The sequence below is a fragment of the Microcoleus sp. AT8-B5 genome, assembly GCF_036705565.1.
Classification (GTDB): Bacteria; Cyanobacteriota; Cyanobacteriia; order Cyanobacteriales; family Microcoleaceae; genus Microcoleus.
In genome coordinates this window covers 21,864-45,991 of record NZ_JAUBUY010000015.1, presented here as the reverse complement: position 1 = coordinate 45,991, position 24,128 = coordinate 21,864, and the positions used below count along the sequence as shown (strand labels likewise).

Below are 24,128 nucleotides of genomic sequence, written 5' to 3'. Positions count from 1 at the left end.
AATGTTTTTGATGGAAAGCAGGGAGGGGGTGTTGGGATTTATGAGCGAATCAATTTCGACTAAGCAGTTGTTTGCCCAATGGGTGACACGGGAGAATTTTCGGAGTTACGGTCAAGTTATCTTTACGGCTATTGATGGCAAGTCTTTCGATGCTGAGGATGCTCAGTTAAATTTGCAAAATGGTGTTCCTAGATTTTACATTATGCGGCTCCATAAGGAAGGTCGCAAGTTTCGCAAAATTACGCGGCACGTTCAATGTACTCAGTGTTTGGGTTCTTTGGATGGGAAGGATTGGTTGATGGCGGTTGCGCCTCCTGGGGATAGCTATAAACCGAGTTTAGAGGATATGGCTGCTTTTCGGATTCCGGGCAATTGTTTTATTAAGTTAGATGTGGGGACTTGGCACGCTGGGCCTTATTTTGATGCGGATTTTGTTGATTTTTACAATCTGGAATTGAGCAATACTAATGTGGTTGACCATTTTACTTTTGATTTTGTGAAAAATCACAATCTGGAGTTTGAGATTGTCTGAATTTAAGAAAAATTTATCGTAGAATTTTGATAGTATATCAACGAAGCTGATTATACCTGCTTAACCGTGTTTAATAGTTTTGGGAGAGGTCTAATAATTATGAATTATCCACTCTATTCTCTTTTGATTTTACCATATACGCGCCGGGAACTCCCTGGATGGGGAAAATTGATGACACTCACAGGGGTGTACCGGGATGATTTGTGGAAAAATGCTCCTATACGGGAGATTCGAGGCAAGTTCCACGGTTATCGGATGGCGATGGATCTTTCCAAGTGGAACGATCGCATGAGCTATTTTTTAGGCCGTTATTATGACTTGCCCACGCAACTTTTCATCCAAAATGCTGTACAGCCTGGGGACAGTTTTATTGATGCGGGGGCAAATACGGGCATGATTACTCTTTTGGCTGCTTATCATACAGGAACAACGGGATGCGTACACTCTTTTGAACCAAATCCTCTGGCGTTTCAAACATTAAAAGCTGCGGTAACAGACAATGAATTGCAGAAAGTTTCTCTGCACCAGTGTGGGCTTTCTAACGAGCGAAATGAACTGACACTGACAGTGCCTACAGATGTTACTGGTTTGGGTACTTTCGCTCAACTCCCAGAAAAAGATCGAAGTCTGATTTCTAATCAGTATCAAGTACCTGTGTATCGCGGAGATGAAATGCTCCCAGATAATCTTCCTGGTGCTACTTTTATTAAAATTGATGTGGAGGGGTTTGAGGTGAATGTGATTAAAGGTTTCTCCCAAACGCTGCAAAAGCTTCGCCCTGCGGTGTTGACAGAAGTTGTAGGAAGTCATCTGGAACGGGCTGGTTCAAGTGTAGCAGAACTTTGCTCTGTGATGGGTGACTTTGGCTATGAAGCTTTTAACTTGGAGGCGAAACGGGAAGGTTTGGGCCATCGGTTACAATTGTCTAAAGCGCAAGGAGGAAAGATGACTGATGATGTGGTTTGGCTGTATTCTGAGAGTCCTTTATTTTCTCGCCTGCAACAGTGGATGACACACTGATATTGCAGAGGATAAGAATTGCAAGTGCAGGGAAATCTAGGCTGATTTCCCTTTGTTTTAATATGGTCACTGTCAACGGTGCTAAAACTCTCAATCTGGGAGATGATAATTATGGGATAGATGCGGGAAAACCTGCAAATTTGATTGTGTTGGATGCTGAGGATTGTTATGATGCAATTAGGAGGCGCGCTGCGGTTCGATATGTGATTTCGCGGGGTAAGTTGCTCGCGGAAACTGCACCTGCTAAAATGAGTTTTTATGGTATTTGACAAACAATATTTGAAGCTGTTAAATTGTGAATCAAGGTGCTATTCCCGATGAGAGTCCGAGAAATTTGCAGGAGCAACTTCTGTTGCAAGATGCTAAGGCTGGTAATTGTAGAGCAATTCAGGGCGGGCCTGACGATATACTAGGGGATGTTTCCAGATTGGTTGCCCTCTATGGAGGTAATCCCGAAGACTGGTACAAAATAACCAGCATTCAGGCTTTTACAATTAATGGAGCTTCCGTACAAATACACTGGTTTGAAAATGCAAAATTTTTGCAACAAGTTGAATTAAAGTTTAAACGACAATATCCTAAAATAGCACCTAAGAATTTATAGGTAGATAAGTTATGATTGTTCGCTGTATTGCTAAGACTGGGGAAGTTCTGCCGGAAAATTATATTGATCCGGCAAGAGGTTATACTAAAAAGGTTGAATTGCCGTTGACTGTTGGCAAGGAATATGTTGTTTATGCAATCCGATCGTGGCAGGGAATAGTTTGGTACTATATTTGTGATGATAATTACAGTTATTATCCTATACAGACTCCTGCACCGCTGTTTGAAGTAGTTGATAACCGAGTTTCTAAGTATTGGCAGTTTATGCTTGACCCGAATGGGGTGTTAAGGTTTGCTTTTGAGCAGTGGTTTACTGACCCTTATTTTTATGATAAGCTGACGGATCAGGAAGAGGCGGAGGTTGAGATTTTTGAGAAGGTTAAGGAATTGATGGATGCTGAGGATTTTAGTTTGCCTCCGTTAGATGTGGCTGTTGAGAAGTTGCGGGAAACAGTCAGTGTTTGAGTGGGAAAAGTGCGATCGCAAATTGTTTCTTTACCACCTTGACTCACATACCTTCACATGGTATCAAATAGGAAGCAGCATAATTGGGTTAAAAAATGAACGATAAAATTGAAACTCACAATAACTATGAGATACTAGACGGCGAGGATGATGTTTTGTTATTGGGTCAAGCTACTTTTACGGTGGGTAGGTTTAAACAGCTAGCCGGCAGTAACTTTCAGAAGATGCTTCTGACTAATGCACCAGAAACTAACCAACGTCATAAGGCGATAATTCAGTGGATGACAGAGGTACAGATTAACGAAGAAACAAAAATTAGAGGAGGGGAAATAAACTGGAACTCCCCTCAAGAAGGAATTGATTGTCAAATCCTCAAGATAGGTTCTAAGGGTTGGCAAAAAGGAAAGCTTCAAATAGCCATTAATACAAATTTGCACCCTGGGAAACAGCAGGTATGTATAAAGTTTTGTCCTGATGAACCAGCAAAGCAAAAATAGCCTTTAGATGATATCAGACAATCTGAGGAATACAAAAAGCTGAGCAATAATAACTGACTGCCCGATCGCCCTTACAATACAATAATCGATCGCACTCCAAGGCTAGCAAGAAAAAAATGACAAATATAGAAGAATATGTCGATCGCACCGCCGAACTGATAAACTTACCCTTAGACCCGGAACACCGCCCCGGTGTTGTGGTAAACTTAGAGACGATAGCTGCGATCGCCCGACTCGTTACTGAATTCCCTTTACCCCCAGAAGTAGAAGTCGCGCCGGTATTTGAACCCTGATTTTTAACCGCAGATGAACGCAGAGGAACGTAAATTTTTAGCACAAGCGGATGCAGTCGCCACAGCATCATCGGTTAAAAGTGGCAAAATTACAGCGACAGCGGTTGTGACTGCGGCATTAGAACGAATTGCCGATCGAGATAACGTCCTCAATTGCTTTACTGCAATCACTGCATCAAGCGCACTCGCAGCAGCCGAAAATATAGATAATTCAATTGCAAATAACCAAAACCCAGGCCCTTTAGCAGGCGTTCCCTTCGCTGTCAAAAACCTGTTCGACATCGGCGGAATTACCACTCTAGCAGGGTCAAAAATCAACGCTGACAATCCTCCGGCTACCCAGGACGCGGCGGTGGTCGCCCGACTAAAACAAGCCGGGGCTGTGCTTGTAGGTACGCTCAACATGGATGAGTACGCCTACGGTTTCGTCACGGAAAACAGCCACTACGGGCCGACTCGCAATCCCCGCGATACTACGCGCATCGCTGGCGGTTCCAGCGGCGGTTCCGCAGCCGCAGTCGCCGCCGGTTTTGTACCCTTCACCCTCGGTTCTGATACTAACGGTTCCATCCGCGTACCGGCTGCTTTGTGTGGTGTCTTTGGGTTTAAGCCTACTTACGGCCGTTTGTCCAGGGCTGGCGCTTATTTATTTTCGAGTAGTTTGGATTGTGTGGGGCCGTTTGGGCGATCGATCAGAGACATGGCGCTGCTGTACGATATCCTGCAAGGCCCTGATTCTCGTGACCCAGTTTGCACTCAACGCCCGCCAGAACTTTGTTCGTCGCAGTTAAATCAAGGCATCGAAGGATTGCGAATTGCTGTTGCTGACGGGTATTTCGCCACAGGGGCCGAACCGGAAGCAATGGATGCTGTAGAAATAGTTGCTAAAGCATTGACAAATGTCTTGGATTGTGGTAATGACACACAAAAAACAACAAACCCCCCAAAAATAGGGGGGCTTGCGACTGTCAGCATACCGGAATCCGATCGCGCCAGGGCTGCTGCATTTATCATTACCGCCTGCGAGGGCGGAAACTTGCATTTAGACAATTTACGATCGCGCCCTCAAGACTTCGATCCTGCCACGCGCGATCGATTTTTAGCGGGAACCCTGATCCCTGCGACTTGGTACTTGCAAGCGCAGAGATTCAGACAGTGGTACCGCGATCGAATTCGCGAAATATTCCAAGAAACAGACATCATCCTCGCACCCGCCACCCCGATAGCAGCCCCTGAAATTGGCGTCGAGAAAATGGTAATAGCCAGACAAGAAACAAGAGTGCGTCCCAATCTCGGACTGTTCACCCAACCCCTATCATTTATTGGCTTGCCCGTTCTTTGCGTGCCCGTACAGCGGCCCGGCGCTTTGCCCTTGGGGGTACAAATTATTGGTGCTCCCTACAGCGAAGCGGTGATTCTCCGAGTCGCTGCGGTACTAGAATCGCAAGGCATTATATCTGCCGAATCAATTTAGTGCTAATAATTCTAGGGTTTGTTGTTGCGGTGGAAGCGTCTCTTAGTCCTTCTGGCAATAGCTTTGCGCTTCTGCTTTTCCAACGGGGTTTCAAAGTGGCGGTGCTTTCTCATGTCGGGGAAAATGCCCGCTTTAGAAACTTGTCGCTTAAACCGTCGTAGGGCTGACTCAATCCCTTCATTTTCGCCTATTACAACTTGGGTCATTATTTCTCCTTTTGTTCGGTAGATCAAGTTTTATCATATCAAGCTTTTTGGCCGCGCGACCTGTTGAAGGTCGGGCGATCGACCAAAACCCCAAAATTATACCAAATCCGCTGCCATCACGGCTCTTGATTCTTTAGTCTCCACAGGCAGACTTTGTATGTCAAGGCGCCAATTATATTCCCGCGGTTGAATCAGTTTGGGCTACCAACTGATTTTCCTGCCGCAGGTAAGCTTGAATAAACGGCTCTAATTCGCCGTTCATTACATCTGCGATGGCGGTTGTTTCCACTCCAGTACGCAAATCCTTGACCATTTGGTATGGGTGAAAAACATAATTGCGAATTTGGTTGCCCCAAGCTGCCTCTACCATATCGCCGCGAATCTCGGCAATTTCCGAAGCCCGCTGTTCCTTAGCAACCACCAACAGCCTAGCCTTGAGTAATGCCAAAGCTTTTTCCTTGTTTTGCAACTGACTGCGTTCCTCTGTACAGCGGACAGCCAAACCGGTAGGAATGTGAACGATGCGGACTGCGGTTTCTACTTTGTTAACGTTTTGCCCGCCCTTGCCGCCCGCGCGGGAAGTCGTGATTTCCAAATCTTTTTCTGGAATGTCCAACTTGACGGATCGATCGAGAATTGGCATCACTTCAACGCCTGCAAAACTGGTTTGACGCTTGTCGTTAGCATTAAAAGGCGAAATTCTGACCAAACGGTGAGTGCCTTTTTCCGATCGCATATAACCGTAAGCGTAACGGCCGACAATTTCCAAAGAAGCCGATTTAACACCTGCTTCCTCTCCCTCGGAAATTTCCATTAAATGTACTTTGTAACCTTGACTTTCCCCCCAGCGGGTGTACATCCGCAGCAACATTTCGGCCCAATCTTGAGCATCTGTGCCGCCGGCCCCGGCGTTAATTGTCAAAACGGCGCCGCCTTCATCGTAGGGCCCCGATAGTAATTGTTGCAGTTCCCACTGGTCGAGTTCGCGGGTTAACCGAGAAAGACTTGATGAGGCTTCTTGGAACAGGGACTCGTCGGCTTCTAACTCCAGCAGTTCTAAAATAGCTTTAGCATCTTCCAAGCTTGTTTGCCAGCCGCGATATTGGTCTAGATGAGATTTGAAGTCATTAAGTTCTTGGAGGGTTTCTTGAGCTCGATCTTGGTCGTCCCAAAATGCTGGTTGGGCGCAGATTTGCTCTAAGTCTTGAATTTTGGCTGTGAGTGCGGGGATGTCAAAGATAGTCCTGGGTTGTACCCAGTCGATCGGACAATGTTTCGATATTGTGTTTGATGTCTAGAACTTCCACTGTGAGTTCTCCTAGTTGTGGGGTGTATTTTTGAGTTTAGCTGAAATTTTGCTCTAAATGTGCAAATCAATTTTTCAGCAGCACACCAGCTTTGATAAATGAGTCAAGTTTGTCGCCCGTGCACTTCGGGGACTGCTGTTGTTTGGATTCCTGTACGGACATCCAAAACTTTGTCGGCAGTTCGCACTGTCGCTGGGAAATTGATATTCCCGAATTTGTTGGTTCTGGACTGTTTTTAGGATTTCGCACTGAATGTCTGCAAGCTGTTGAACTCCTGGTCTTTGCATAATAGCAAACAGTTTGGTTCTCCTGACGCGCTGCTGCAAGCGAGTTACTTTAATGATAGGCGATCGAGTTTGGTTGCGGGCGATCGACAATTGCTCAAATCATTACATCAAAACTTCGACGATCGCATCAAAAGTCGATCGCTACCACATTATAATTTAAGCAAAACCTTCTACTATTTTTCTAGGATTACCACGAAATCCTCAATCATCACATCAAAAGTTTGAGCCAGCTTGTGAACTGCTGCAAAGTCAACCATTGCCATACCCTGAGAACGGGCATAATTGCTAATCGTACTGTAGCCCACGCCCGATCGCTCCGCAACCTCTTTGAGCGTCCATCCCTTCTGGGCCGCCAACTCTCGAACCCGCAACCTTACTAAGCCTTTGCTCATATTCACTATTTACAAAATTTTGGATTTAGTATAATATATCAAAAAGCGATCGCCCCCGGTCATTCGATTTTAGATTTTAGATTTTAGATTTTAGATTGACTCTAAAGATGAATCTGGTAGCTGGAACGTTGGTCGAAAATTTTGCGCCTCTCATGGCAGAAGTCGGGGCTTGTCTCCGTTTTGCGGCGGAGTCAACGAAACTAAAGACGATCGCCAGTTAAAATTAATCCCGACAGATAATTTCTGTCGATCGCACTTAGCAGAGATAGATTTAGCTACCACCACCAGATGCAACTACAATGATATCAGAAAATCAGTTAAGATCGTCAACTATCAGCGCCTCAAAAATTATTCACAAATCGTCGATCGTCAATCCGCGATCGAGATTTGTCACCGAAGAAACAGTAGCACTCCTGTTCAACATATCACCGGAACAGATATACCGGATCGATTGCTGCCACAACGTGGTGTACGTTCATGCCAAAGGCCTGAGTCGATTTGTCAGCTACGCCGATTTCCCCCCAATCTTAGAAGTAAAACCGCCCTGTGCTCAAGATTTTGTCGCCTGGTACAAACGCTGGAAACGGACACAAGCACCAGAATTTTGGACTAAATTCTATACGTACAACTTCAAAGCGGCTGTTTCAGTTGACAGCTTGCTTGAGTGGGGTAAATTAGTAGCTACAGTTAAATCGGTAATTTCCGCATCAGCGCTGCAACAGCTACGAGATGTTTACGCTCAAGAAAAAACATTGATGGAAAAGTTTTAAAGCAGGCGGGGCGGATAAATCGGCAATTGTTGGCCACCAGCAAGATACAGCATATTCCATGTATATGTAGTACACACTATCTTGTAGTAAGCATCGGTGCGTCGCCACCCATCAATCTGCAAGTTCTATTTAAAAGGTCGCAGATCCGCACCCTACATACAGCGGATTCCAGGTTTATAAAGTACACCCCAGAAACCGGGTTTCTTCTGGATTTCTCGCCAGAAACCGGTTTTATTCAAGAAACCCGGTTTCTCTGTACTTCACTTACCTGGAAAGTGCTGTATTAAAATCACACAACATAAATATAGTGGCTACTGTACTTCATCAACCACCGAATATGCTGTAAATGTAAGGTGCGCTTCGGCGCACCCTACGGGATAGAGGTTCCGATCAAAACTCTTCTTTACCTTCCAATCCCCACATATTGGAAACCAGCCGCTTCTAAAGCCTTCTTGTCTAAGAAATTGCGGCCATCAATCATCACCGGATGATTCATCAACTTCGCCATTTTATCGTAATCTAAATTGCGAAACTGTTCCCAGTCAGTCACCAACACCAAAGCATCGCAACCGTCGGCCAACCTTTCCGGGTCAGTTTCTACCAAAACTCCCGACAAACCGTGACGCATCCCAGTTTGAGAAACAATCGGATCGTAAGCTTTAACTTTCGCTCCCAACCGATTCAAATTCTCGATTAAAATCAGCGCTGGGGCATCCCGCAAATCGTCAGTATCCGGCTTGAAAGTCAAACCCAAAAGTCCGACAGTTTTACCTTTGAGAATCTTCAAAACGTGCTGCAACTTTTCAATAGCAATGAACCGCTGGCGTTGGTTAACTTCCACTGCCGCTTTCAGCAAATGCGCCTCGTAGCCGTAATCGTCAGCAGTGTGAACTAAAGCCGAGACATCTTTGGGGAAACAGGAACCGCCCCAACCAATGCCAGCTTGCAGAAACTTGTTGCCAATCCGTGAATCTAAACCGATACCTCGGGACACTTGACTAACATCTGCACCGACACGATCGCAAATATTAGCAACTTCATTAATAAAGCTAATCTTCGTAGCCAAAAAAGCATTAGCTGCGTACTTAATCATCTCCGCTGAACTGATATCAGTCATCACCACAGGAACTTCCGGCAAAGACTGATTTTCTGCAAACTTGCGATCGACAATCGGCCGATATAACTGTAGCATCATATCCATAGCCCGCCGAGAGTTGCTACCGAGAACAATGCGATCGGGATTAAAAGTATCAAAAACAGCACAGCCCTCCCGCAAAAACTCCGGGTTGCTAACCACATCAAATTGAACACCTTTGTTTGCTGCTACTTCCTCACCAGTAACCTCATCACCGCTGTGAGGTTTTTGACGTTCTGCTAAACCGTCTAGTACAATTCTTCGCACCCAGTCCCCGGAACCGATGGGCACAGTAGATTTATTAACAATGACTTTGTAATCGCCATCGAGGTGAGCTCCTATTCCCCGAGCAACCGCTTCCACGTAGCGAGTATCGCTTTCCCCAGTAGGCAAAGGAGGCGTCCCCACCGCAATAAACAAAATATCCCCGTGAGACACTCCCGCTGCTAAATCCGAAGTAAATTCTAGATTGCCAGATGCAGATGCAGAAGACATTAATTCAGACAGTCCAGGTTCAAAAATAGGCGACTGTCCAGACTTCATTAATTTAACTTTTTCTTCGTTGTTGTCTACGCAAATCACGTGGTGGCCGATGTGGGCCAAACAAGTGCCGGTGACTAAGCCAACATATCCTGTACCGATGACACAAACCTGCATAGAAATCTCCTCAAAGCTAGTAAATAAATTAGATGGGATGTTGAAACAAGAAGGAAGAAGGGAGAAGCCTTTAGTTATCTAGGAGAGAAGGAAAAAACAGCTTGTAGGGGTAGTGCTACCCCTACTCCCCGTGCCTACCCCTAGAGGCCAACCACGGGGGGTTTGCCCCTACAAATCCCCACTCTCTACTTTTGGTTTCCCTCGATGCGATCGCGAAAATCCTTTATAGTCAACTCTAAACCTTGATCCAGCGGCACAGTTGGCTCCCACCCCAACCAAGTTTTAGCACGAGTAATATCCGGTTGTCGCTGTTTTGGATCGTCTTCCGGCAGCGGTTTAAAGATAATTTCTGCCCCTGGATTAATCGTGTTTTGAATTTTTTGTGCCAGTTCCAATATAGTGTATTCGCCGGGATTCCCCAAATTCATCGGCCCGATTTTGTCGCTATTCATCAAACGAATAAATCCTTCCACCAAATCAGAAACGTAGCAGAAACTCCGCGTTTGGGAACCGTCGCCGTATACTGTCAGCGGTTGATTCCGCAAAGCTTGAGCAATAAAATTGCTGACTACTCTGCCGTCATTTTCCAACATCCGGGGGCCATAGGTATTATGACAGCAAACGCAGTAAGTACCGCCTACAAAATTCTCTCCGTCGGGAACAGAAAAGTCGTATACATCCTCATCGATTTCAAACTCTTCTATGGCTTTAACTTTTGCCCAAGCTAAATCCCCTGTGATTTGAGCTTGCAGTTTTTGTTTAGCATTAGCAAGATTGAGAATGCTGTACTCGTCCAACCCTTGAACAGTTATCCGGTAAGACTTGTATTTTTTGCTGTCTCCTTTTCGCACTGTTGTCTCGAATTCCGACACACTTCCAACTATCCCGAATTTAGCTAGAATTAGCACCAGTTTTTCAATGATTTTTTGGCTGGAACTGTTAAACACTAGCAGCGAACCCGTTGTTTTCGCGTCGTGATTCCCGTCGCCTTCCCAGAAACCGTGTAAAAAGTGAACTAACTGTTCTTTGGGAAGTTGCAAAATCCAATTGGGTATATCTTTTTTGGTGCTTAATTCTTTGCCAAACCCCAAAATATTGACAACTAGATCGACTATTATTTTTGACCTGACGTTAACCGATGGCGCTCTTTTCTCCTCTTTGTCAAATCTGATTTCACACTCGCAGCCAAATAACTCTCGCGTCACCCGGATCAGCTTTTCCAGATATTTGACATTTGAGCTAAATACGAGCTGGCGGTCTTTTTCTGTATGAACCAAACAGCCTTCTGCTAAGTAAAATCCCAAAAACCACAGGAAATCACTGACATTTTCGATGTAATTGTTGATTGCTTTGACGGATTGATAGCCAGCTATTTTGTCTTTTTGGGTCAAAGGTAATCCCAATTCTTGCCAAAGTTGCCAGGGAATTTTGTTGCCTGCTTCGTATTTTTTGATGGTGCTGAAGTATTGGCGATTGCTGATTCCTTTTCGAGCGAAATATCCATATATCTGCTCTCTGAATTTTTCTAAGTATGCGATCGCATCCTCGCTGATTACCCACAGCCCTGGTGCATTAACTTTATCGCTGATGTAAAAAGGTTCCAAGGGACGATCGATAAAAGGAATGTAACTGGGAACAGCTACATCATCCCCAACCTTTAAGTCTTTGCCAAATACGGCTTGAGGCAACCCTTGGCTGTCGCGAGTAAACAAACTGTGGTCTTCAGTAATTTTTACTTGTTTGCCCCAGGTTGTTGCAATTTTATACCCTTTCTTCGTCACTTTGTGTTTCCAAATTGCCGAGATTGGTTTTAAGCGCATTTTTCCCTGTTCGTCAAAGCAAGGAACTGAAACATTTGATATGTCACCTCCGATCCGGCTGTAGCATTCCTCAAATGTTTCGTAATAAAGTCGATCTCCTTTGTAATAGAGAACTTTTTGATCGCCTGTCAAACTGTTAAAAATTCGCACAACTCGAATGTCTACACCATTTTGACGGTGGTAATCAAAAGATAAGGTTTCAGCTACTCGCTTCCCTTCGTCGTAACACGATCTGATCCCGATACAATTAACGTTGCCGCGATAATCTTCTGTTTGTGGATGTACGTCAGGATCTCCGTACACTTCGGAAGTGGAAGCGAGAAAGAATCTTGCTTTTACCCGTTTGGCCAATCCCAACATATTCATCGTGCCGATGACGTTTGTTTTAATTGTCTTGACAGGGTTGTACTGATAGTGTATAGGGGAAGCGGGACAAGCCAGATGGTAAATCTGATCTACCTCTAACCGAATCGGTTCCGTGATGTCGTGGCGGATCAGCTCAAAATACGGGTTGTCCAGCCATTTGAGGATATTGCGTTTAGTCCCGGTGTAAAAATTATCCAGGCAGACTACCTCATGTCCTTGGGCCATTAAGCGATCGATTAGGTGGGAACCGAGGAAACCTGCACCGCCTGTGACTAAAATTCTCATTGTGGAAACTGCCGTTCTGTTTAGGGGTAGGACTGGGGTACAAAAATTCAGTCGCTAGAATGAAACTTACTAATAGAATAACAAAATTGCGATCGACGATGTAAACACTTATGCGTCACCTTTATTAAATCTTTAATTAACTTAGCATTTGCCAATACTTTGAACAAAGTGCTATAATTCGCAAATGTCAGCTAGCAATTTTTAGTGAAGCTTCAATATTTTCGCAAAAATACTGTTGACAATAATTCACTTTTGAGTTAATAGGTATTAATTGTTTGTTAGTTGTGATTGGTGAGGCGATCGCTTCTGTCTTGAGTTATCTAAGAAAAGGCTGATTCCCTAGGTATGGCTACGCTTCACGGGCTTGTTTGAGAATAGGTTAATCCAGTTTATGTAAACAGGGCTGACGCGCGTCAATCGATTTTAGATTTTAGATTTTAGATTAAAGAATTGACTTGCGCGAGATAAATGCGGGGGCAATAAGTGATTTTAGATTTTAGATTTTGGATTGATTTGCGCGAGATAAATCACGTGGCGGGTACCACCTTGGAAATTCGCTTGTCAGAGGCTAGAAACCTGGTTTATTCGTAGATAAAGTTGAGCAAGCAAATATTTTTCCGAGAAACCCGGTTTATTTGGCCTTAGTCGCGATCGACTAACTGTGACGACGGTAATTAGAATTATACAGTATCGCTATCCGATCGCGGTGGAATCTCAGCAGCAGTTAAAGTCACGATTATTTTTAAGAAGACTTTGGGTATTCCTGAAGTATAAATGTCTGTTGACTACCTTTAAGATTCTGTTTCATCACCCGAAGCAGACGATTATCCATTGGCTGTGTATCTTGGGTGAAAAATTCATGAAGTACCTGCACTTTGCCTGCATAGTCTCGATCGGCTTTACAAATTACAATTCCTGCATGATTTGAGGTTGTAGAATGGAGATTGATGAAATCTTGACGATTTTCTGTAATGACTACTCGCCCTGCATTTGTCGCGTACATCAAGACTTCATCATCGGGAATTTTTTGATTGGCTTGTCCAGCGCTCTAGGATGTCAAAACATCATAGCCACGCGCTCGCAGTAAATCAACCATTGCGATCGGAAAGTTTTCATTCGAGTAAAACTTTAGCATTTTTAGTTACTCATTTTCAGCAAGCCACAGCTCGATTTCTTCTCGGTTGTGTTCGTAATAGTTCGCAACCGCTTGCAAATCTTGAAGGGTGAGTCCTGGATAATTATAGAGAAGTTCGGATTCAGTTGCGCCCTGTTGTTGGTAGGCGATAATCGTCCAGACGGGAATGCGGGTATCGCGAATTCGCGCTGCACCGCCACAAATTCCTGGAGTTTTGTGAATGGGATTCTGAAGGGTTTGGATGAATTGTAGGGTTTGTGCTAGCAAGTCATCAGGCAGTGTTTCAATGGTTTGGAGAAGTTGTTCTTTGATGGTCATAATCGATCGCCAAAATCTAAAGAGGATATTGTGTTGGGATTACAGCCGACCTATAAGCATCCGTATACAGGTTATGGTGTGGCTTGAACACGATCGATTAATCGGATTTTGTTAACGATCGAATTTTGATCGATAGCTTACGTTCGGTCAGACATTCTGCACGATTAACCTGCAATAAACGCACAGTGACTCGACCGATCGCAGTTAGAGGTTCGATTGTACCACTTTCAGTTTGAAGTTGAAAATGGTCTTCCCAGCTATCTTTTCTAGGGTTGTAAAGTCGAACCACTTCATCTGTTTCTGGATCGAGGGAAGCAATATCGCTGCCTTTATTTTTGTTACAAATTGAGCAAGACAAAGCCTGATTATTTTCTACTGTTTCGCCACTGTGTTTTTCGGCAATGATATGGTCTATTTGATGAGACGATAGGGCGAGTGTTTCTGGGATTAAACAATATTCGCAGTATCCGTTGGCGCGATCGCATACCATTCGTCGCAGACTAGCTGAAACGTAGGTTTTACTCATGCAGCCTCGCTCAGTTTCAGCAGGGCTTGCGCTTTGGCAATGCGTACTAAATGTTCGACAAATTCGTATTGCTGCCACAAACGCTGCTCCATCGGCGTGAGTCCTTCTGTGCGATTTTTCTCTAATAAAGTATCGATGTCAGCTTGAAGATCGTCGGATAAACGCAGGGCTAATACTTCTTGTGGCGAGGGTAAACTTGCTATAAATTCTAATATCTTCGTGAGTCCAGAAAATCCGCTTGAAGGATTGGCTTCGACTTCCCTCAATCCCAGCATCAAAATCTGTGGTAACTCATCTTTGAGAGTATCTAGCCGCAGTGCTAGTTCGTCGGGAATTTGAAGGGTAATTGTTGCCATTTTTTTACTCACTGACGCTCTCATTGAATGGTAGCACAATAGAAGTGCGATCGCCCTTTTGTGAGAAATGCAGTGTGCGATCGCCCCGCGCGATCGGGTAAAGGTGCGATCGCGCTTCCTGATTTTAGTCGCTTCACCCTACCAATCTGTTGAATAGTGGCTAAATTTTAGTTACCATTGTTATCCTTGATGTCTAGATTTTGTATTGATAGTTCTGAAGGTAGCGGTACAGTTATTTGTAGGTATACACCAATTTTTATTTGATTGTTCTCAAAACTTATATTAGTTACATTAACTTTACTATTTTCAGATACACCGTCTTGAATAGGGAATTTAGCAGGTGGCTTAGTTTTATATCCAGCATCCTCAAGCCATTCAGCAATATTTCTCCAATTTTCTATCTTTTCAATGCCTTTACCCACAAAGGCTTTAACGTATTTATAAATAGTGGCACACAGGTCAGTTTCAACACCCTTGGGATTCTTTTTCAGCTTTTCGGCGATTTCAGCGGGACTGAAGCCACAAAGCAACCCCCGCAGATGCAGCTTTTCTACGGGGGTGAGAGGCTTTCCCTTAACGGCGGCCAAGTCCGAGTACAGAGTTTTTAAGTCCCAGCGGCTTTCGGCTTCGACGAAGCGATCGTTTGTGGATGCCATAGATGGGTGTCTCTAAATTTCCTGATGGAATTCTAACATAACTCCTGATGAGTGTCAGTTTATTGCCAGACTCCGCTAGCGTATGATAAGTGAATGCTAAAGCGCAAGTAATGAAATTTAAAAGTCAAAACCTTTGTGGGATGGCTTTTTAGCCGTGACTGACTACAGTTAGCGACCCGACAGGGGAGTAAGGCTGAACTTTGGTAAGTTTCTCGCTTTGACTCTAATTTCGGCCACTGCCAGTAATTTTTTTAATTTATTTTCTGGGATTTTGCATAATTTTCTGGATTTGCCCCTGATAAATAAATGGGAGGCTGCAATGCGCCTTCTGCAGACTGAGTTATTTGTGAGTGCGATCGCGACGAAAGCTTTGCTATGCAAGAGTTTTGCGATAGCAAATCCCTGACTTCGCATAAATTTAGGACGATCGCAGGATCTAAAAATACAGGCTAGCAAGTCATTTTTTTAGAAATGGAGAAAGACTTGTAGCTCGAATAGGCATAAATCTAGTATTCACACTGAGATTGCAACATGAACATTAATGGAACGTTGGCTGACGATACTCTCAATGGCACCCCCGATGCAGATTTAATATTTGGACAACAAGGCTCTGACTTAGTGTTTGGCGGTGATGGAGACGACTTAATCTACGGCAAGCAAGGAGATGACAAGCTATACGGTAATGAAGGTAATGATACCGTCTACGGTGGCAAAGGTAAGGATACAGTTTACGGCGGCAAAGGTGACGATCGGCTATTTGCTAATGCTGGAGATAACTTGATATATGGCAACGAAGGCGAGGATACAGTTGAGGGCGGAATAGATAACGATACAGTTTACGGTGGTAAAGGTAATGACAGCTTGTTTGGCAACTTCGGGGATGACATTCTCTATGGAGATAACGGAGCAGATACCTTAACTGGGGGGAATGGTAACGACACTTTTTTTATTGGTAAAAATACTGGGGGTTCAGAGATTTCGGATGCCGATTTCATTGTTGATTATACAGAGGGTGAGGATGTAATTCAGTTAAGGAACGATGTTGCCTTTGATGACCTCAAGATTTATGTGGGCACAGGGGTTAATGCTGGCTACACAATTATTCAGGATGACTTAACAGGGCAATATTTGGCAGTTTTGGAGGGTGACGCCAGATTGACTATTGCTGATTCTAGCGGGATTGTGAGTTTGACGCCTGCGCCTTTGCCGACTCCGACGCCTGTGACGACTCCGACGCCTGCACCGACACCTGCACCGACACCTGCGCCGACTCCGACGCCTGCGCCTGTGACGACTCCGACGCCTGCGCCGACACCTGTGACGACTCCGACACCGGAGCCCAAGCCTTCAATCACCCCAAGTGCAACGACGCCTGCGCCGACGCCTGTGACAACGCCGACACCTGTGACGACTCCGACGCCTGTGACAACGCCGACGCCTGTGACAACGCCGACACCTGTGACGACTCCGACACCTGTGACGACTCCGACACCTGTGACGACTCCGACACCTGTGACGACTCCGACGCCTGTGACGACTCCGACGCCTGTGACGACTCCGACGCCTGTGACGACTCCGACGCCTGTGACGACTCCGACGCCTGCACCTGTAAAACCGACAGCGTTTGATGAAAAATTCTACCTGGTCAATAATTATGATGTTGCTAAAGCCGTTTTGACTCGTCAAGTGAAAAGTGCTTTAGAACACTACGAGACTGTGGGTAAAGCTCAAGGTCGGGCTAGCGCTCCTTCCCAGGTAAGCACTTTCAACATTACATTCGACTATCGGTTTGATACTGATGGGTTCTTCAATGACCCCAACCGCAAAGCTACTTTGGAAGCAGCAGCAGACTACTGGGAATCTGTCATCCTAGACGAGTTTCCTAATATTGCCACTGGTACCGAGTTTTGGGTACCAAATCCTCAAACTTCAAAATTGGAAAAGGTCGTTTTAGATAACGAAATCGACGATGTGTTGGTATTTGTCGGGGCTCGACCTATCAGGAATTTCGCGGTTGGAGTAACAAACAGCTCTGGTGCTGGTTATAAAGATGAAACCAGTTTTTCGTATGTTTTGCCCGATCGAGTAAATGGAGTCAATTATGAACCTTATTTAGGAAGTCTTTCCTTTGGTTCTGATATTGCATATAGTGTTGACAAAACTCCATATGACTACAGCGATACTCCCAGTGAAAATGGTAATGAGGCTAGCCTTTTTATCACTGCCACCCATGAACTGGCTCATGTACTGGGGTTTATGGGGGCACCTATAAATAGTGCCCGAGTTAATGGTACATCTTTTAATGGTGTCAACGCCAAAGCCGTTAATGGAGGCAATCCCATTCCTGTAAGCAGTGCAACAGATATCACTCATCTAAGCAATATTACAACGCCATCAGGTGTATCGTCTCTGATGGGTAGTGGCGGTGCTTCATTTGCATTTATCCCCACAAAAGTTGACTTAGCCATTTTGGCAGATATTGGCTACAAATTTGACGGATTTACCGTTCAAGATTCAACGCCAACCACTGCAACTGAGGGAGATGATAACGTCATTGGCACAGATTTGCTTGATACTCTCAACGGTTTAGGCGGTAACGATCGCATTTACGGTGTCGCTGGTAATGATAGCCTGATTGGAGGTTCTGGGAATGACCTGCTCTATGGTGGTGGAGGTCAGGATACTTTTGTCTTTGGGGTAGCAAACGGTCAAGATGAGATCGGTGATTTAGCGGCTGATGACAAGATACAGTTAGCTGCTAGTTTTGGTTTTAGCAGTGGAGCTAATGTTTTAGCAGCACCAGGAAACTTCTTTAATGGCCCAAATTCTTTTACTGGAGAGCTTTTTTCTCGGATCACCCTCAGTCCTGGAAATACAATTCAAATATTCCATAAAGATCCCCTAACTGCCGCGAATTTCATCATCCTCTAATCTAGTCGTCAGACAAGTTTAGAATTAAAGCGATCGCCCTTAAGCTCCAAAAGTGCGATCGCCTCCCATTCACCAAAAGTAATCTTCCATGATTTAATTAAAATAGCTAACCCTTTTTCACTACAAACTGGCATGGTCGGGTAATTTTGAGAAAGTGGGAGAGATAAGATGAACGTTACTCAATTAATAGAAACATTAAATGCTAATAAATTTATGCGCTCTAATGAGGAAGTGATGAGTTTTGAATACGCTTTAGCCGAACTTGCCCTACATCTTAACAGCGAATATTTGCCAGAACTCTATCTGGTTTTAGATGACAGATGCGAACAACATGAAGTCATGTATGGTCTCATTCATTTTCTGGAGTCTTTTGAACTCAAAGACCAGTTGCAGGCGTTTATTGATAGCATAGACCGGATGATTGTTAATGCTAAAGAATGGACAATGATTCTAATTTATGGAATTCTCAATCAGGATTTAGCCCGGGATTTATATAGCCAAATGTTACATTCTACTGATTCTAAAAATCGGGATTTGTGTACGCATTTGCTGCGCGAAATAGCCGCTAATGAATCCCCTCCTTTATCTTCCCATGCTGAGTCAGTTATTTCCAGCGCAACTGCGATCGACATTAATATTGATGAAATTCAGAGGGATCTGTCGAGCTTTCTTAAACTCATCCAAGATGGGAATATCTTGGTACTCTTGCAAGACGATCGGCCAATAGCCCAAATTAAACCTATCAAATAAGATGCAAGCCGCTCTCAGGATGAGCGATCGCCCTTAATCTCCAAAAGTGCGATCGCCCTCCTAAAATTAGTTAATGGTATAATCATCCATCGCATACCATGCCGGAGTAAACCACTTATTTTGAATAATGGCACAGATACTTCTGAAGACACTCCAGAAGTTGTAGAACAGGATATAATAGACCAAACGATTGAAGTAGGAAGTGGTTGTGACTGGACAGGCAGTGGAGTAGAACCTCAGTGGCATAATCCAAAATCCATCAAAGCCTACGACCATATCGATCGCCATCATGGCCCAAAACTGAAACCCCTTAATTTTAGAGGCAGGGCGGCATCCAAAAATCAGCCTCAAGGCCAGTGGCTAAATGCTCAAGACTGGGTAAAAGCTGAACAAGTCACACCGAAATATCCCGGTCGTTACATTATAAATTTCAAGCGTTCTATTGGGGAAGTTCACTATCCAGATGGAACAATAATTGAAAATGTTACCCATGCTTTTATTAAAAGGAAACCAGATGGAACATTCAAATCTGCTTATCCTGTTCTCAATGATGCTACGCTGTCCTCATTAGATAGGAGCGATGATGATGAATAACTATAGCAATTTTACAATTCACCTAGAAGAACCTAATGGCGAACAATATGCTGACCCACCAGAGGACTTATTAGGAGAACTTTCGCATTTTGAGTTAGGCCTGAAACTATTTTGCTTTGAAGGCGATCGCCCAGTATCAATAGAAATTGGTGAAAAAAAACTAAAAGTTCTTTTAGACCCCGATATCTGTATGCTCCTAGAAGATGAACTCCCCAAAAAAATTAGTGAGTTATCCCAAGGGAAACCGATCAAAATAGAATTTGTTGAAAGTGTGTGCCTTACTCTTGAATTGCAGCCATTAACCAACGATAAAATTAGCTGTAATTTCAAAGAATTTGGATATTTATCTCCAAACCAGTTTACCCTAAAATCCAGAAATCAACACTTTGAACTGAATAAAACTCAAGTTATAACAGAGTTAAAGGGATTTGTCGAACAACTCATGGAAATGGCTCTAAATGGCGGCTATATCACCCGCGAAGAAAAGCAAGAATTCCTGATGCCACTCCGCGAAATTGCGCCTGCTTCGGCTATTTGTTAATTAAGTACGATCGCCCTTCATCTCCAAAAGTGCGATCGCCGTCGATAATTTGACAGTTAAATTATCAAAAACCCTCCCTCCAAAAAGTTATCCCCGGCGAGAGGGTAAATCAAACACCACTTCAAATCGGATGTTGGGCACTCGTTGCCGAAACAACTGAAGATGTCCCTCCGCATCCGGCTGCGATAGCGACCGACGATCGCCCATTGCAAGCTGGACGGGCGAGGTGGCACAATAGGGGAAACTTCCAACAGATTGCAGGGCATGAGCGACAGCGAGCGGATTTCAGTGGTTTTGCCAACACAGGCTAAAAAGGATCTCGAAAAGTTGTGCGATCTCGAAAAGCGATCGATCTCCAACTTTGTCTACCTTCTGATTCAAGAGGCGATCGATCGAGCAAAAGCATCCGGCAAGCTCCAATCAACAGATGACTGAAACTAAAACTTGATTTATCGTGCTTAATTTTAAAATCGAGAAGTGCGAAAAAACTCGCCTACGGCAATGCTAATATTCATTAAATGAGAGGTGTAAAAACATGGCAAGAAGCAGGCATATCTCCAGAAGATGCCAGGAGAATTCAGAATGCAGCCGATCGGACAAAACAAACCATCATAGTTGTTGGCAGTCGAGCAAACGGGACAAGTACGCCAACTTCTGACTGGGACTATATAATGTTAGGTAACTCTCGCCAGCGGCATTCCGCTAGCAGTTCCGTCCCTCGCGGTACAAGTGGCGGCGAAATTAATACTTCAGGTCGAGAAACGGGAATCGATATTTTTACTGGCCCCCTCATCTCAGGAGAACCTCACGTTATATTTGAGCCAGACTTAGGAGAGGCAAATGAATCTAGCCGATGAAATTACAATCAATCAAATTAAACAAGAATTAATTAGCCAAGAAGATGCAAAAAACTGGTTTTTAAGCTTCCCAACCGAATACCAGCAGGAAATATTGCAGCGGCTATCCTACATGACCCTCCAAGCAGGGGCGCGAGAAGAAGATGTTTCCCTAGCTATTGCCAAATCAAAACTTCGCCCAACTTACACCCCTTGTGTGTTGCTGAGTAGAGGGCGATTAAAAGAACAAATGGCAAAGCTTTTGAAACTGCCGCCCTCAGAATCTATCAAAACCTTTTTCCTGTTAATGAGTTTATTGGCAATTGCCGATGCGCGCAGGTACGGCAAATATTGTCAAGATGGCTGTAGCCACTGGTGGCATCGCGATTTGAGCGATCGCAAAGTTGTAGATGAAATTCAGCGCGAGTTGCAACAAAGCATTCTTGTTTAACTTGTAGTAAGCTGTGATGCGAGGGGGCGATCGCCACTGACGCTGCAGCCATATTCTGGGCCCCCACAGGGACGGGCAAGATGCCCATCCCACAAGAAAACAGACTCTTTGTGGAACAGGCATCTTGCCTGTTCTAGATGACTGCAAACAACTACAAAAAACTGACTCTTTGTGGAACAGGCATCTTGCCTGTTCCTGACAAAATCCCACAATCAAACTGACTCTTTGTGGAACACGCATCTTGCCTGTTCTAGATGACTGCAAACAACTACAAAAAACACACTCTTTGTGGAACAGGCATCTTGCCTGTTCCTGACAAAAAGCCACACAGATTACGAATCTCGATCGAGCTTCAGCACAGCCATAAAAGCCTCCTGCGGCACATCCACAGTACCCACAGACTTCATCCGCTTCTTACCCTTCGCCTGCTTTTGCAGCAACTTTTTCTTCCGCGAAATATCACCGCCGTAACACTTCGCCAACACATCCTTCCGCAAAGCCGGAATGTGCTCCGAAGCAATCACCTTCGCACCAATTGTCGCTTGAATCGGCACCTTAAATTGATGACGAGGAATCAACTCCTTGAGTTTTTCCGTCAACCCGCGGCCCACATTATAAGCCTTATCCCGGTGTACAATCATCGCCAAAGCGTCAACCGGATCGCCATTAATTAAAATGTCCATTTTCACCAACGGATTTTCGCGATAACCGATGAGGTGATACTCCATGCTCGCATAACCGCGCGATCGCGATTTCATCTGGTCAAAAAAGTCCGTCACCACCTCCGCCAAAGGCAACTCGTAAACCAGCGTAGTTCGGCCTTGACTCAGATACTTCATATCCATAAAAATGCCCCGCCGACTTTGAGACAGTTCCATCAGCGCGCCCACATAAGTTTCCGGCGACAGCATTTCTACCCGCACATAAGGTTCCTCAATTTTCTCCCGGTACTGAGGATCGGGCAAGTGGCTCGGATTGTCAATTGTTAACACTTCCCCTTTAATTGTTGTGATTTGATAAACCACAGAAGGAGCCGTAACAATCAAATCCAAATTGTATTCTCTCTCCAATCTTTCTTGCACAATTTCCATGTGCAGCAAACCCAAGAAACCGCAGCGGAAACCAAATCCCATCGCACTCGAAGTTTCCGGTTCGTAAGAAAGCGCCGCATCGTTAAGTTCTAGTTTTTCTAAAGCTTCCCGCAAATCTGGAAATTGGTCAGCATCGATCGGGAACAAGCCGCAAAAAACCATCGGCTTTGCCTCTGTATAACCCGGCCAAGGCTCCGGCGCCGGCTTTTTGACCAAAGTAATCGTATCGCCGACGCGAGCATCAGCTACTGCTTTAATCGCCGCGCCCAGATAACCCACTTCCCCGGCGTGCAGTTCGTCTACTGGAACTTGAGTCGGTGAAAGAATGCCCAATTCATCGATGACATATTCCTTACCCGAAACCATCAACAAAACTCGATCGCCCTTTTTGACACTTCCGTCCATCACCCGGAAATACACAATTACCCCGCGATAAGGGTCGTAATAACTGTCAAAAATTAGCGCCCGCAGCGGTTTGTCAACAGTATCCTGCGGCGGCGGCACTAATTCGACGATCGACTCCAAAATCTCATCTATACCAATTCCTTCCTTAGCCGAAGCCTCAATCGCCCCGCTACAGTCCAGACCGATAATTTCTTCAATTTCCCCTTTTACCCGTTCCGGTTCTGCCCCCGGCAGGTCAATTTTATTTAAAACAGGAATAATTTCCAGATTGTTTCCCAAGGCAAGGTAGACATTTGCCAGGGTTTGTGCTTCCACGCCTTGAGATGCGTCTACCACCAGCAGCGCCCCTTCGCAAGCAGCGAGCGATCGCGACACCTCGTAAGAAAAGTCCACGTGTCCGGGAGTGTCGATCAGATTCAGCACGTACTCCTGACCGTCCTTGGCAGTATAATTCATCCGAGCCGCTTGCAGCTTGATCGTAATGCCGCGTTCGCGTTCGAGATCCATATTGTCTAAAAACTGCTCCTTCATCTCCCGTGCCTGCACAGTCCCAGTCGCCTGCAACAGGCGATCGGCCAAGGTCGATTTTCCGTGGTCGATGTGAGCAATAATCGAAAAATTACGAATGCGAGATACAGGGACGTTAGTCATGTTTTTTATCGAAGAGCTAATCGGCAAAGGATACTTTTTGTTGTATGATTACACAAGCAAGAGTAGAGTGCTTACTTCAACCTCTTACTGGGGATTGAGATGAAACCACAACTGAGGCAAACCTCAAGAGTATCAGTTATTAGCCTTTCAAGTGTCCGATCGAGGCCGGACACCCAAAAGGAAAAAACTTTTCTCTCTCTCATTGTACAGAAAGCGGTTAAGCGGTTGAGGAAAGGTTGGGTGCAAATCAGGGACTGCCAATATCTAGTTCAGTCGGTTGTCATCAAAAGAATTGAAACTTAAGAATTAAAACTAGGATTTTTTAACTATGAGCGAATCAAGAATACCATCCCACAGTTCGTCAGAAAAAGTCGAACTGTCCATCCATATCGATCCTGAACTGCTAGACCAAATTAAGCACTTGACGAATGACCCCAGCAAAGTCATTGAAACAGCAATCAAGCAGTGGCTCAGAGGCGAGCGCCGCGAAGACGAGCTGGCTCTGAGTTTACGCCGCAACCCCCCAGTCCCGCCCCGCGGTGAGTGGAACGACTGAGGTACTCTCGCCCCAGACGGCGCGCGCAAATCTGCAGGCTGTAAAGTTTCTGGCAATGAAATTTCGATCGCGCGGGCGAGATCCTGCAGATTTCGCGGCGAAAGCTACAAGTGGTGGGCGAGTGAACTCGGCTAAATCACAACCTCGGAACTATTCGAGGTGGTGGTTCGCAGCCTCATATTTTGGCGTAATTTTCACATTTGATAGTTAATCGGTGCAGAT

Annotated in this window: 30 protein-coding genes and 3 pseudogenes; 18 read left to right on the top strand and 15 right to left on the bottom strand. The window is 44.9% G+C overall.

The window, feature by feature from the left end; genetic code table 11:
• Nucleotides 1–40 precede the first annotated feature (40 nt).
• The 8 genes from QUB39_RS12685 to QUB39_RS12650 all read left to right on the top strand — a co-directional run bounded on the left by QUB39_RS12685 (nucleotide 41) and on the right by QUB39_RS12650 (nucleotide 4,884).
• A complete protein-coding gene (locus QUB39_RS12685) occupies nucleotides 41–532 on the top strand; it encodes an ureidoglycolate lyase (RefSeq protein WP_333055744.1) in 492 nt (163 codons plus the stop codon).
• 99 nt (nucleotides 533–631) lie between these two features.
• Nucleotides 632–1,552: an FkbM family methyltransferase gene (locus QUB39_RS12680; protein WP_333055745.1), complete on the top strand. Its 921-nt coding sequence runs from the start codon at nucleotides 632–634 to the stop codon at nucleotides 1,550–1,552.
• On the top strand, nucleotides 1,537–1,821 hold the full coding sequence (locus QUB39_RS12675; protein ID WP_333207698.1) for an amidohydrolase family protein: 285 nt from the start codon (nucleotides 1,537–1,539) through the stop codon (nucleotides 1,819–1,821). Before QUB39_RS12680 ends, QUB39_RS12675 begins: the two co-directional genes overlap by 16 nt.
• 26 nt (nucleotides 1,822–1,847) lie before the next feature.
• The gene (locus QUB39_RS12670; protein ID WP_333207699.1) at nucleotides 1,848–2,156 is read left to right on the top strand and encodes a hypothetical protein; all 309 of its coding nucleotides are present in this window, start codon (nucleotides 1,848–1,850) and stop codon (nucleotides 2,154–2,156) included.
• An 11-nt stretch (nucleotides 2,157–2,167) separates the two neighbouring features.
• Nucleotides 2,168–2,620, top strand: a complete 453-nt coding sequence (locus QUB39_RS12665; protein ID WP_333207700.1) for a hypothetical protein — start codon at nucleotides 2,168–2,170, stop codon at nucleotides 2,618–2,620.
• Nucleotides 2,621–2,715: 95 nt separating this feature from the next.
• Nucleotides 2,716–3,117 (top strand): KGK domain-containing protein, encoded by a 402-nt coding sequence (locus QUB39_RS12660; RefSeq protein ID WP_333207701.1) that lies wholly within the window; start codon nucleotides 2,716–2,718, stop codon nucleotides 3,115–3,117.
• Between the two features lie 116 nt (nucleotides 3,118–3,233).
• Nucleotides 3,234–3,410, top strand: a complete 177-nt coding sequence (locus tag QUB39_RS12655) for a DUF4089 domain-containing protein (protein WP_333055763.1) — start codon at nucleotides 3,234–3,236, stop codon at nucleotides 3,408–3,410.
• A 13-nt stretch (nucleotides 3,411–3,423) separates the two neighbouring features.
• A complete protein-coding gene (locus QUB39_RS12650) occupies nucleotides 3,424–4,884 on the top strand; it encodes an AtzE family amidohydrolase (protein WP_333207702.1) in 1,461 nt (486 codons plus the stop codon).
• Between the two features lie 11 nt (nucleotides 4,885–4,895).
• Here the strand turns inward: QUB39_RS12650 and rpsU are convergent, their stop codons facing one another.
• The 3 genes from rpsU to QUB39_RS12635 all read right to left on the bottom strand — a co-directional run bounded on the left by rpsU (nucleotide 4,896) and on the right by QUB39_RS12635 (nucleotide 6,646).
• A complete protein-coding gene (rpsU, locus tag QUB39_RS12645) occupies nucleotides 4,896–5,090 on the bottom strand; it encodes a 30S ribosomal protein S21 (protein WP_006632476.1) in 195 nt (64 codons plus the stop codon).
• 172 nt (nucleotides 5,091–5,262) lie between these two features.
• Nucleotides 5,263–6,397 (bottom strand): peptide chain release factor 2 gene (prfB, locus tag QUB39_RS12640; protein ID WP_333055751.1). Its coding sequence is split into 2 segments (ribosomal slippage): nucleotides 5,263–6,324 and nucleotides 6,326–6,397, totalling 1,134 coding nucleotides; the frame shifts between segments, so codons are not numbered across the junction.
• A 66-nt stretch (nucleotides 6,398–6,463) separates the two neighbouring features.
• Entirely contained in the window at nucleotides 6,464–6,646 is a 183-nt protein-coding gene (locus QUB39_RS12635) for a hypothetical protein (RefSeq protein WP_333207703.1), read from the bottom strand.
• A 51-nt stretch (nucleotides 6,647–6,697) separates the two neighbouring features.
• Between QUB39_RS12635 and QUB39_RS12630 the strand changes: the two genes are divergently transcribed.
• Nucleotides 6,698–6,844: a hypothetical protein gene (locus QUB39_RS12630; protein WP_333055753.1), complete on the top strand. Its 147-nt coding sequence runs from the start codon at nucleotides 6,698–6,700 to the stop codon at nucleotides 6,842–6,844.
• A 13-nt stretch (nucleotides 6,845–6,857) separates the two neighbouring features.
• Here QUB39_RS12630 and QUB39_RS12625 read toward each other — a convergent pair whose 3' ends face one another.
• A complete protein-coding gene (locus QUB39_RS12625; protein WP_333055754.1) occupies nucleotides 6,858–7,076 on the bottom strand; it encodes a helix-turn-helix transcriptional regulator in 219 nt (72 codons plus the stop codon).
• 299 nt (nucleotides 7,077–7,375) lie between these two features.
• On the opposite strand from QUB39_RS12625, the gene QUB39_RS12620 reads away from it, so the two are divergent.
• Nucleotides 7,376–7,846: a hypothetical protein gene (locus tag QUB39_RS12620; RefSeq protein WP_333055755.1), complete on the top strand. Its 471-nt coding sequence runs from the start codon at nucleotides 7,376–7,378 to the stop codon at nucleotides 7,844–7,846.
• 403 nt (nucleotides 7,847–8,249) lie between these two features.
• Here the strand turns inward: QUB39_RS12620 and QUB39_RS12615 are convergent, their stop codons facing one another.
• The 9 genes and pseudogenes from QUB39_RS12615 to QUB39_RS12575 all read right to left on the bottom strand — a co-directional run bounded on the left by QUB39_RS12615 (nucleotide 8,250) and on the right by QUB39_RS12575 (nucleotide 15,100).
• Nucleotides 8,250–9,638, bottom strand: a complete 1,389-nt coding sequence (locus QUB39_RS12615) for a UDP-glucose/GDP-mannose dehydrogenase family protein (protein ID WP_333055756.1) — start codon at nucleotides 9,636–9,638, stop codon at nucleotides 8,250–8,252.
• A gap of 185 nt (nucleotides 9,639–9,823) precedes the next feature.
• Nucleotides 9,824–10,252 (bottom strand): annotated as a pseudogene (locus QUB39_RS12610) (GDP-mannose 4,6-dehydratase); the annotation flags it as partial.
• Nucleotides 10,253–11,608: pseudogene (locus QUB39_RS12605) on the bottom strand (LAGLIDADG family homing endonuclease); the annotation flags it as partial.
• Nucleotides 11,591–12,109, bottom strand: a pseudogene (locus QUB39_RS12600) (GDP-mannose 4,6-dehydratase); the annotation flags it as partial. The pseudogenes QUB39_RS12600 and QUB39_RS12605, both read right to left, overlap by 18 nt.
• 742 nt (nucleotides 12,110–12,851) lie before the next feature.
• Nucleotides 12,852–13,133 carry a DUF5615 family PIN-like protein gene (locus tag QUB39_RS12595; protein WP_333055764.1) on the bottom strand — a complete coding sequence of 94 codons (282 nt, stop codon included), beginning with the start codon at nucleotides 13,131–13,133 and terminating at the stop codon, nucleotides 12,852–12,854.
• Between the two features lie 117 nt (nucleotides 13,134–13,250).
• Entirely contained in the window at nucleotides 13,251–13,562 is a 312-nt protein-coding gene (locus tag QUB39_RS12590) for a DUF433 domain-containing protein (protein ID WP_333104155.1), read from the bottom strand.
• Between the two features lie 97 nt (nucleotides 13,563–13,659).
• Entirely contained in the window at nucleotides 13,660–14,088 is a 429-nt protein-coding gene (locus tag QUB39_RS12585; RefSeq protein WP_333207704.1) for an HNH endonuclease signature motif containing protein, read from the bottom strand.
• Entirely contained in the window at nucleotides 14,085–14,444 is a 360-nt protein-coding gene (locus tag QUB39_RS12580; protein ID WP_333207705.1) for a hypothetical protein, read from the bottom strand. The genes QUB39_RS12585 and QUB39_RS12580 overlap by 4 nt, the downstream gene beginning before the upstream one ends.
• Before the next feature lie 167 nt (nucleotides 14,445–14,611).
• Nucleotides 14,612–15,100, bottom strand: a complete 489-nt coding sequence (locus tag QUB39_RS12575) for a helix-turn-helix domain-containing protein (protein ID WP_333207706.1) — start codon at nucleotides 15,098–15,100, stop codon at nucleotides 14,612–14,614.
• A 531-nt stretch (nucleotides 15,101–15,631) separates the two neighbouring features.
• Between QUB39_RS12575 and QUB39_RS12570 the strand changes: the two genes are divergently transcribed.
• Nucleotides 15,632–18,031 carry a calcium-binding protein gene (locus QUB39_RS12570; RefSeq protein WP_333240464.1) on the top strand — a complete coding sequence of 800 codons (2,400 nt, stop codon included), beginning with the start codon at nucleotides 15,632–15,634 and terminating at the stop codon, nucleotides 18,029–18,031.
• Between the two features lie 8 nt (nucleotides 18,032–18,039).
• Here the strand turns inward: QUB39_RS12570 and QUB39_RS12565 are convergent, their stop codons facing one another.
• Nucleotides 18,040–18,165 (bottom strand): hypothetical protein, encoded by a 126-nt coding sequence (locus tag QUB39_RS12565; protein ID WP_333207709.1) that lies wholly within the window; start codon nucleotides 18,163–18,165, stop codon nucleotides 18,040–18,042.
• Nucleotides 18,166–18,199: 34 nt separating this feature from the next.
• On the opposite strand from QUB39_RS12565, the gene QUB39_RS12560 reads away from it, so the two are divergent.
• From QUB39_RS12560 to QUB39_RS12535, 6 genes are all read left to right on the top strand, one after another.
• Nucleotides 18,200–18,781, top strand: coding sequence for an Imm30 family immunity protein (locus QUB39_RS12560; RefSeq protein ID WP_333207710.1), 582 nt, complete (start codon nucleotides 18,200–18,202; stop codon nucleotides 18,779–18,781).
• Between the two features lie 120 nt (nucleotides 18,782–18,901).
• On the top strand, nucleotides 18,902–19,375 hold the full coding sequence (locus tag QUB39_RS12555; RefSeq protein ID WP_333207711.1) for a hypothetical protein: 474 nt from the start codon (nucleotides 18,902–18,904) through the stop codon (nucleotides 19,373–19,375).
• Nucleotides 19,362–19,916 carry a hypothetical protein gene (locus QUB39_RS12550; RefSeq protein ID WP_333207712.1) on the top strand — a complete coding sequence of 185 codons (555 nt, stop codon included), beginning with the start codon at nucleotides 19,362–19,364 and terminating at the stop codon, nucleotides 19,914–19,916. The genes QUB39_RS12555 and QUB39_RS12550 overlap by 14 nt, the downstream gene beginning before the upstream one ends.
• A 264-nt stretch (nucleotides 19,917–20,180) precedes the next feature.
• A complete protein-coding gene (locus tag QUB39_RS12545) occupies nucleotides 20,181–20,351 on the top strand; it encodes a ribbon-helix-helix domain-containing protein (protein WP_333051847.1) in 171 nt (56 codons plus the stop codon).
• 83 nt (nucleotides 20,352–20,434) lie between these two features.
• Nucleotides 20,435–20,773, top strand: coding sequence for a nucleotidyltransferase domain-containing protein (locus QUB39_RS12540; protein WP_333051850.1), 339 nt, complete (start codon nucleotides 20,435–20,437; stop codon nucleotides 20,771–20,773).
• Complete coding sequence (locus tag QUB39_RS12535; RefSeq protein WP_333051853.1) at nucleotides 20,757–21,203, top strand: DUF5958 family protein; 447 nt, start codon at nucleotides 20,757–20,759, stop codon at nucleotides 21,201–21,203. The genes QUB39_RS12540 and QUB39_RS12535 overlap by 17 nt, the downstream gene beginning before the upstream one ends.
• A gap of 332 nt (nucleotides 21,204–21,535) precedes the next feature.
• Here QUB39_RS12535 and lepA read toward each other — a convergent pair whose 3' ends face one another.
• Nucleotides 21,536–23,350 (bottom strand): translation elongation factor 4, encoded by a 1,815-nt coding sequence (gene lepA / locus QUB39_RS12530; protein WP_333207713.1) that lies wholly within the window; start codon nucleotides 23,348–23,350, stop codon nucleotides 21,536–21,538.
• A 328-nt stretch (nucleotides 23,351–23,678) separates the two neighbouring features.
• Between lepA and QUB39_RS12525 the strand changes: the two genes are divergently transcribed.
• Entirely contained in the window at nucleotides 23,679–23,906 is a 228-nt protein-coding gene (locus QUB39_RS12525) for a hypothetical protein (RefSeq protein ID WP_333051858.1), read from the top strand.
• Nucleotides 23,907–24,128: the final 222 nt, after the last annotated feature.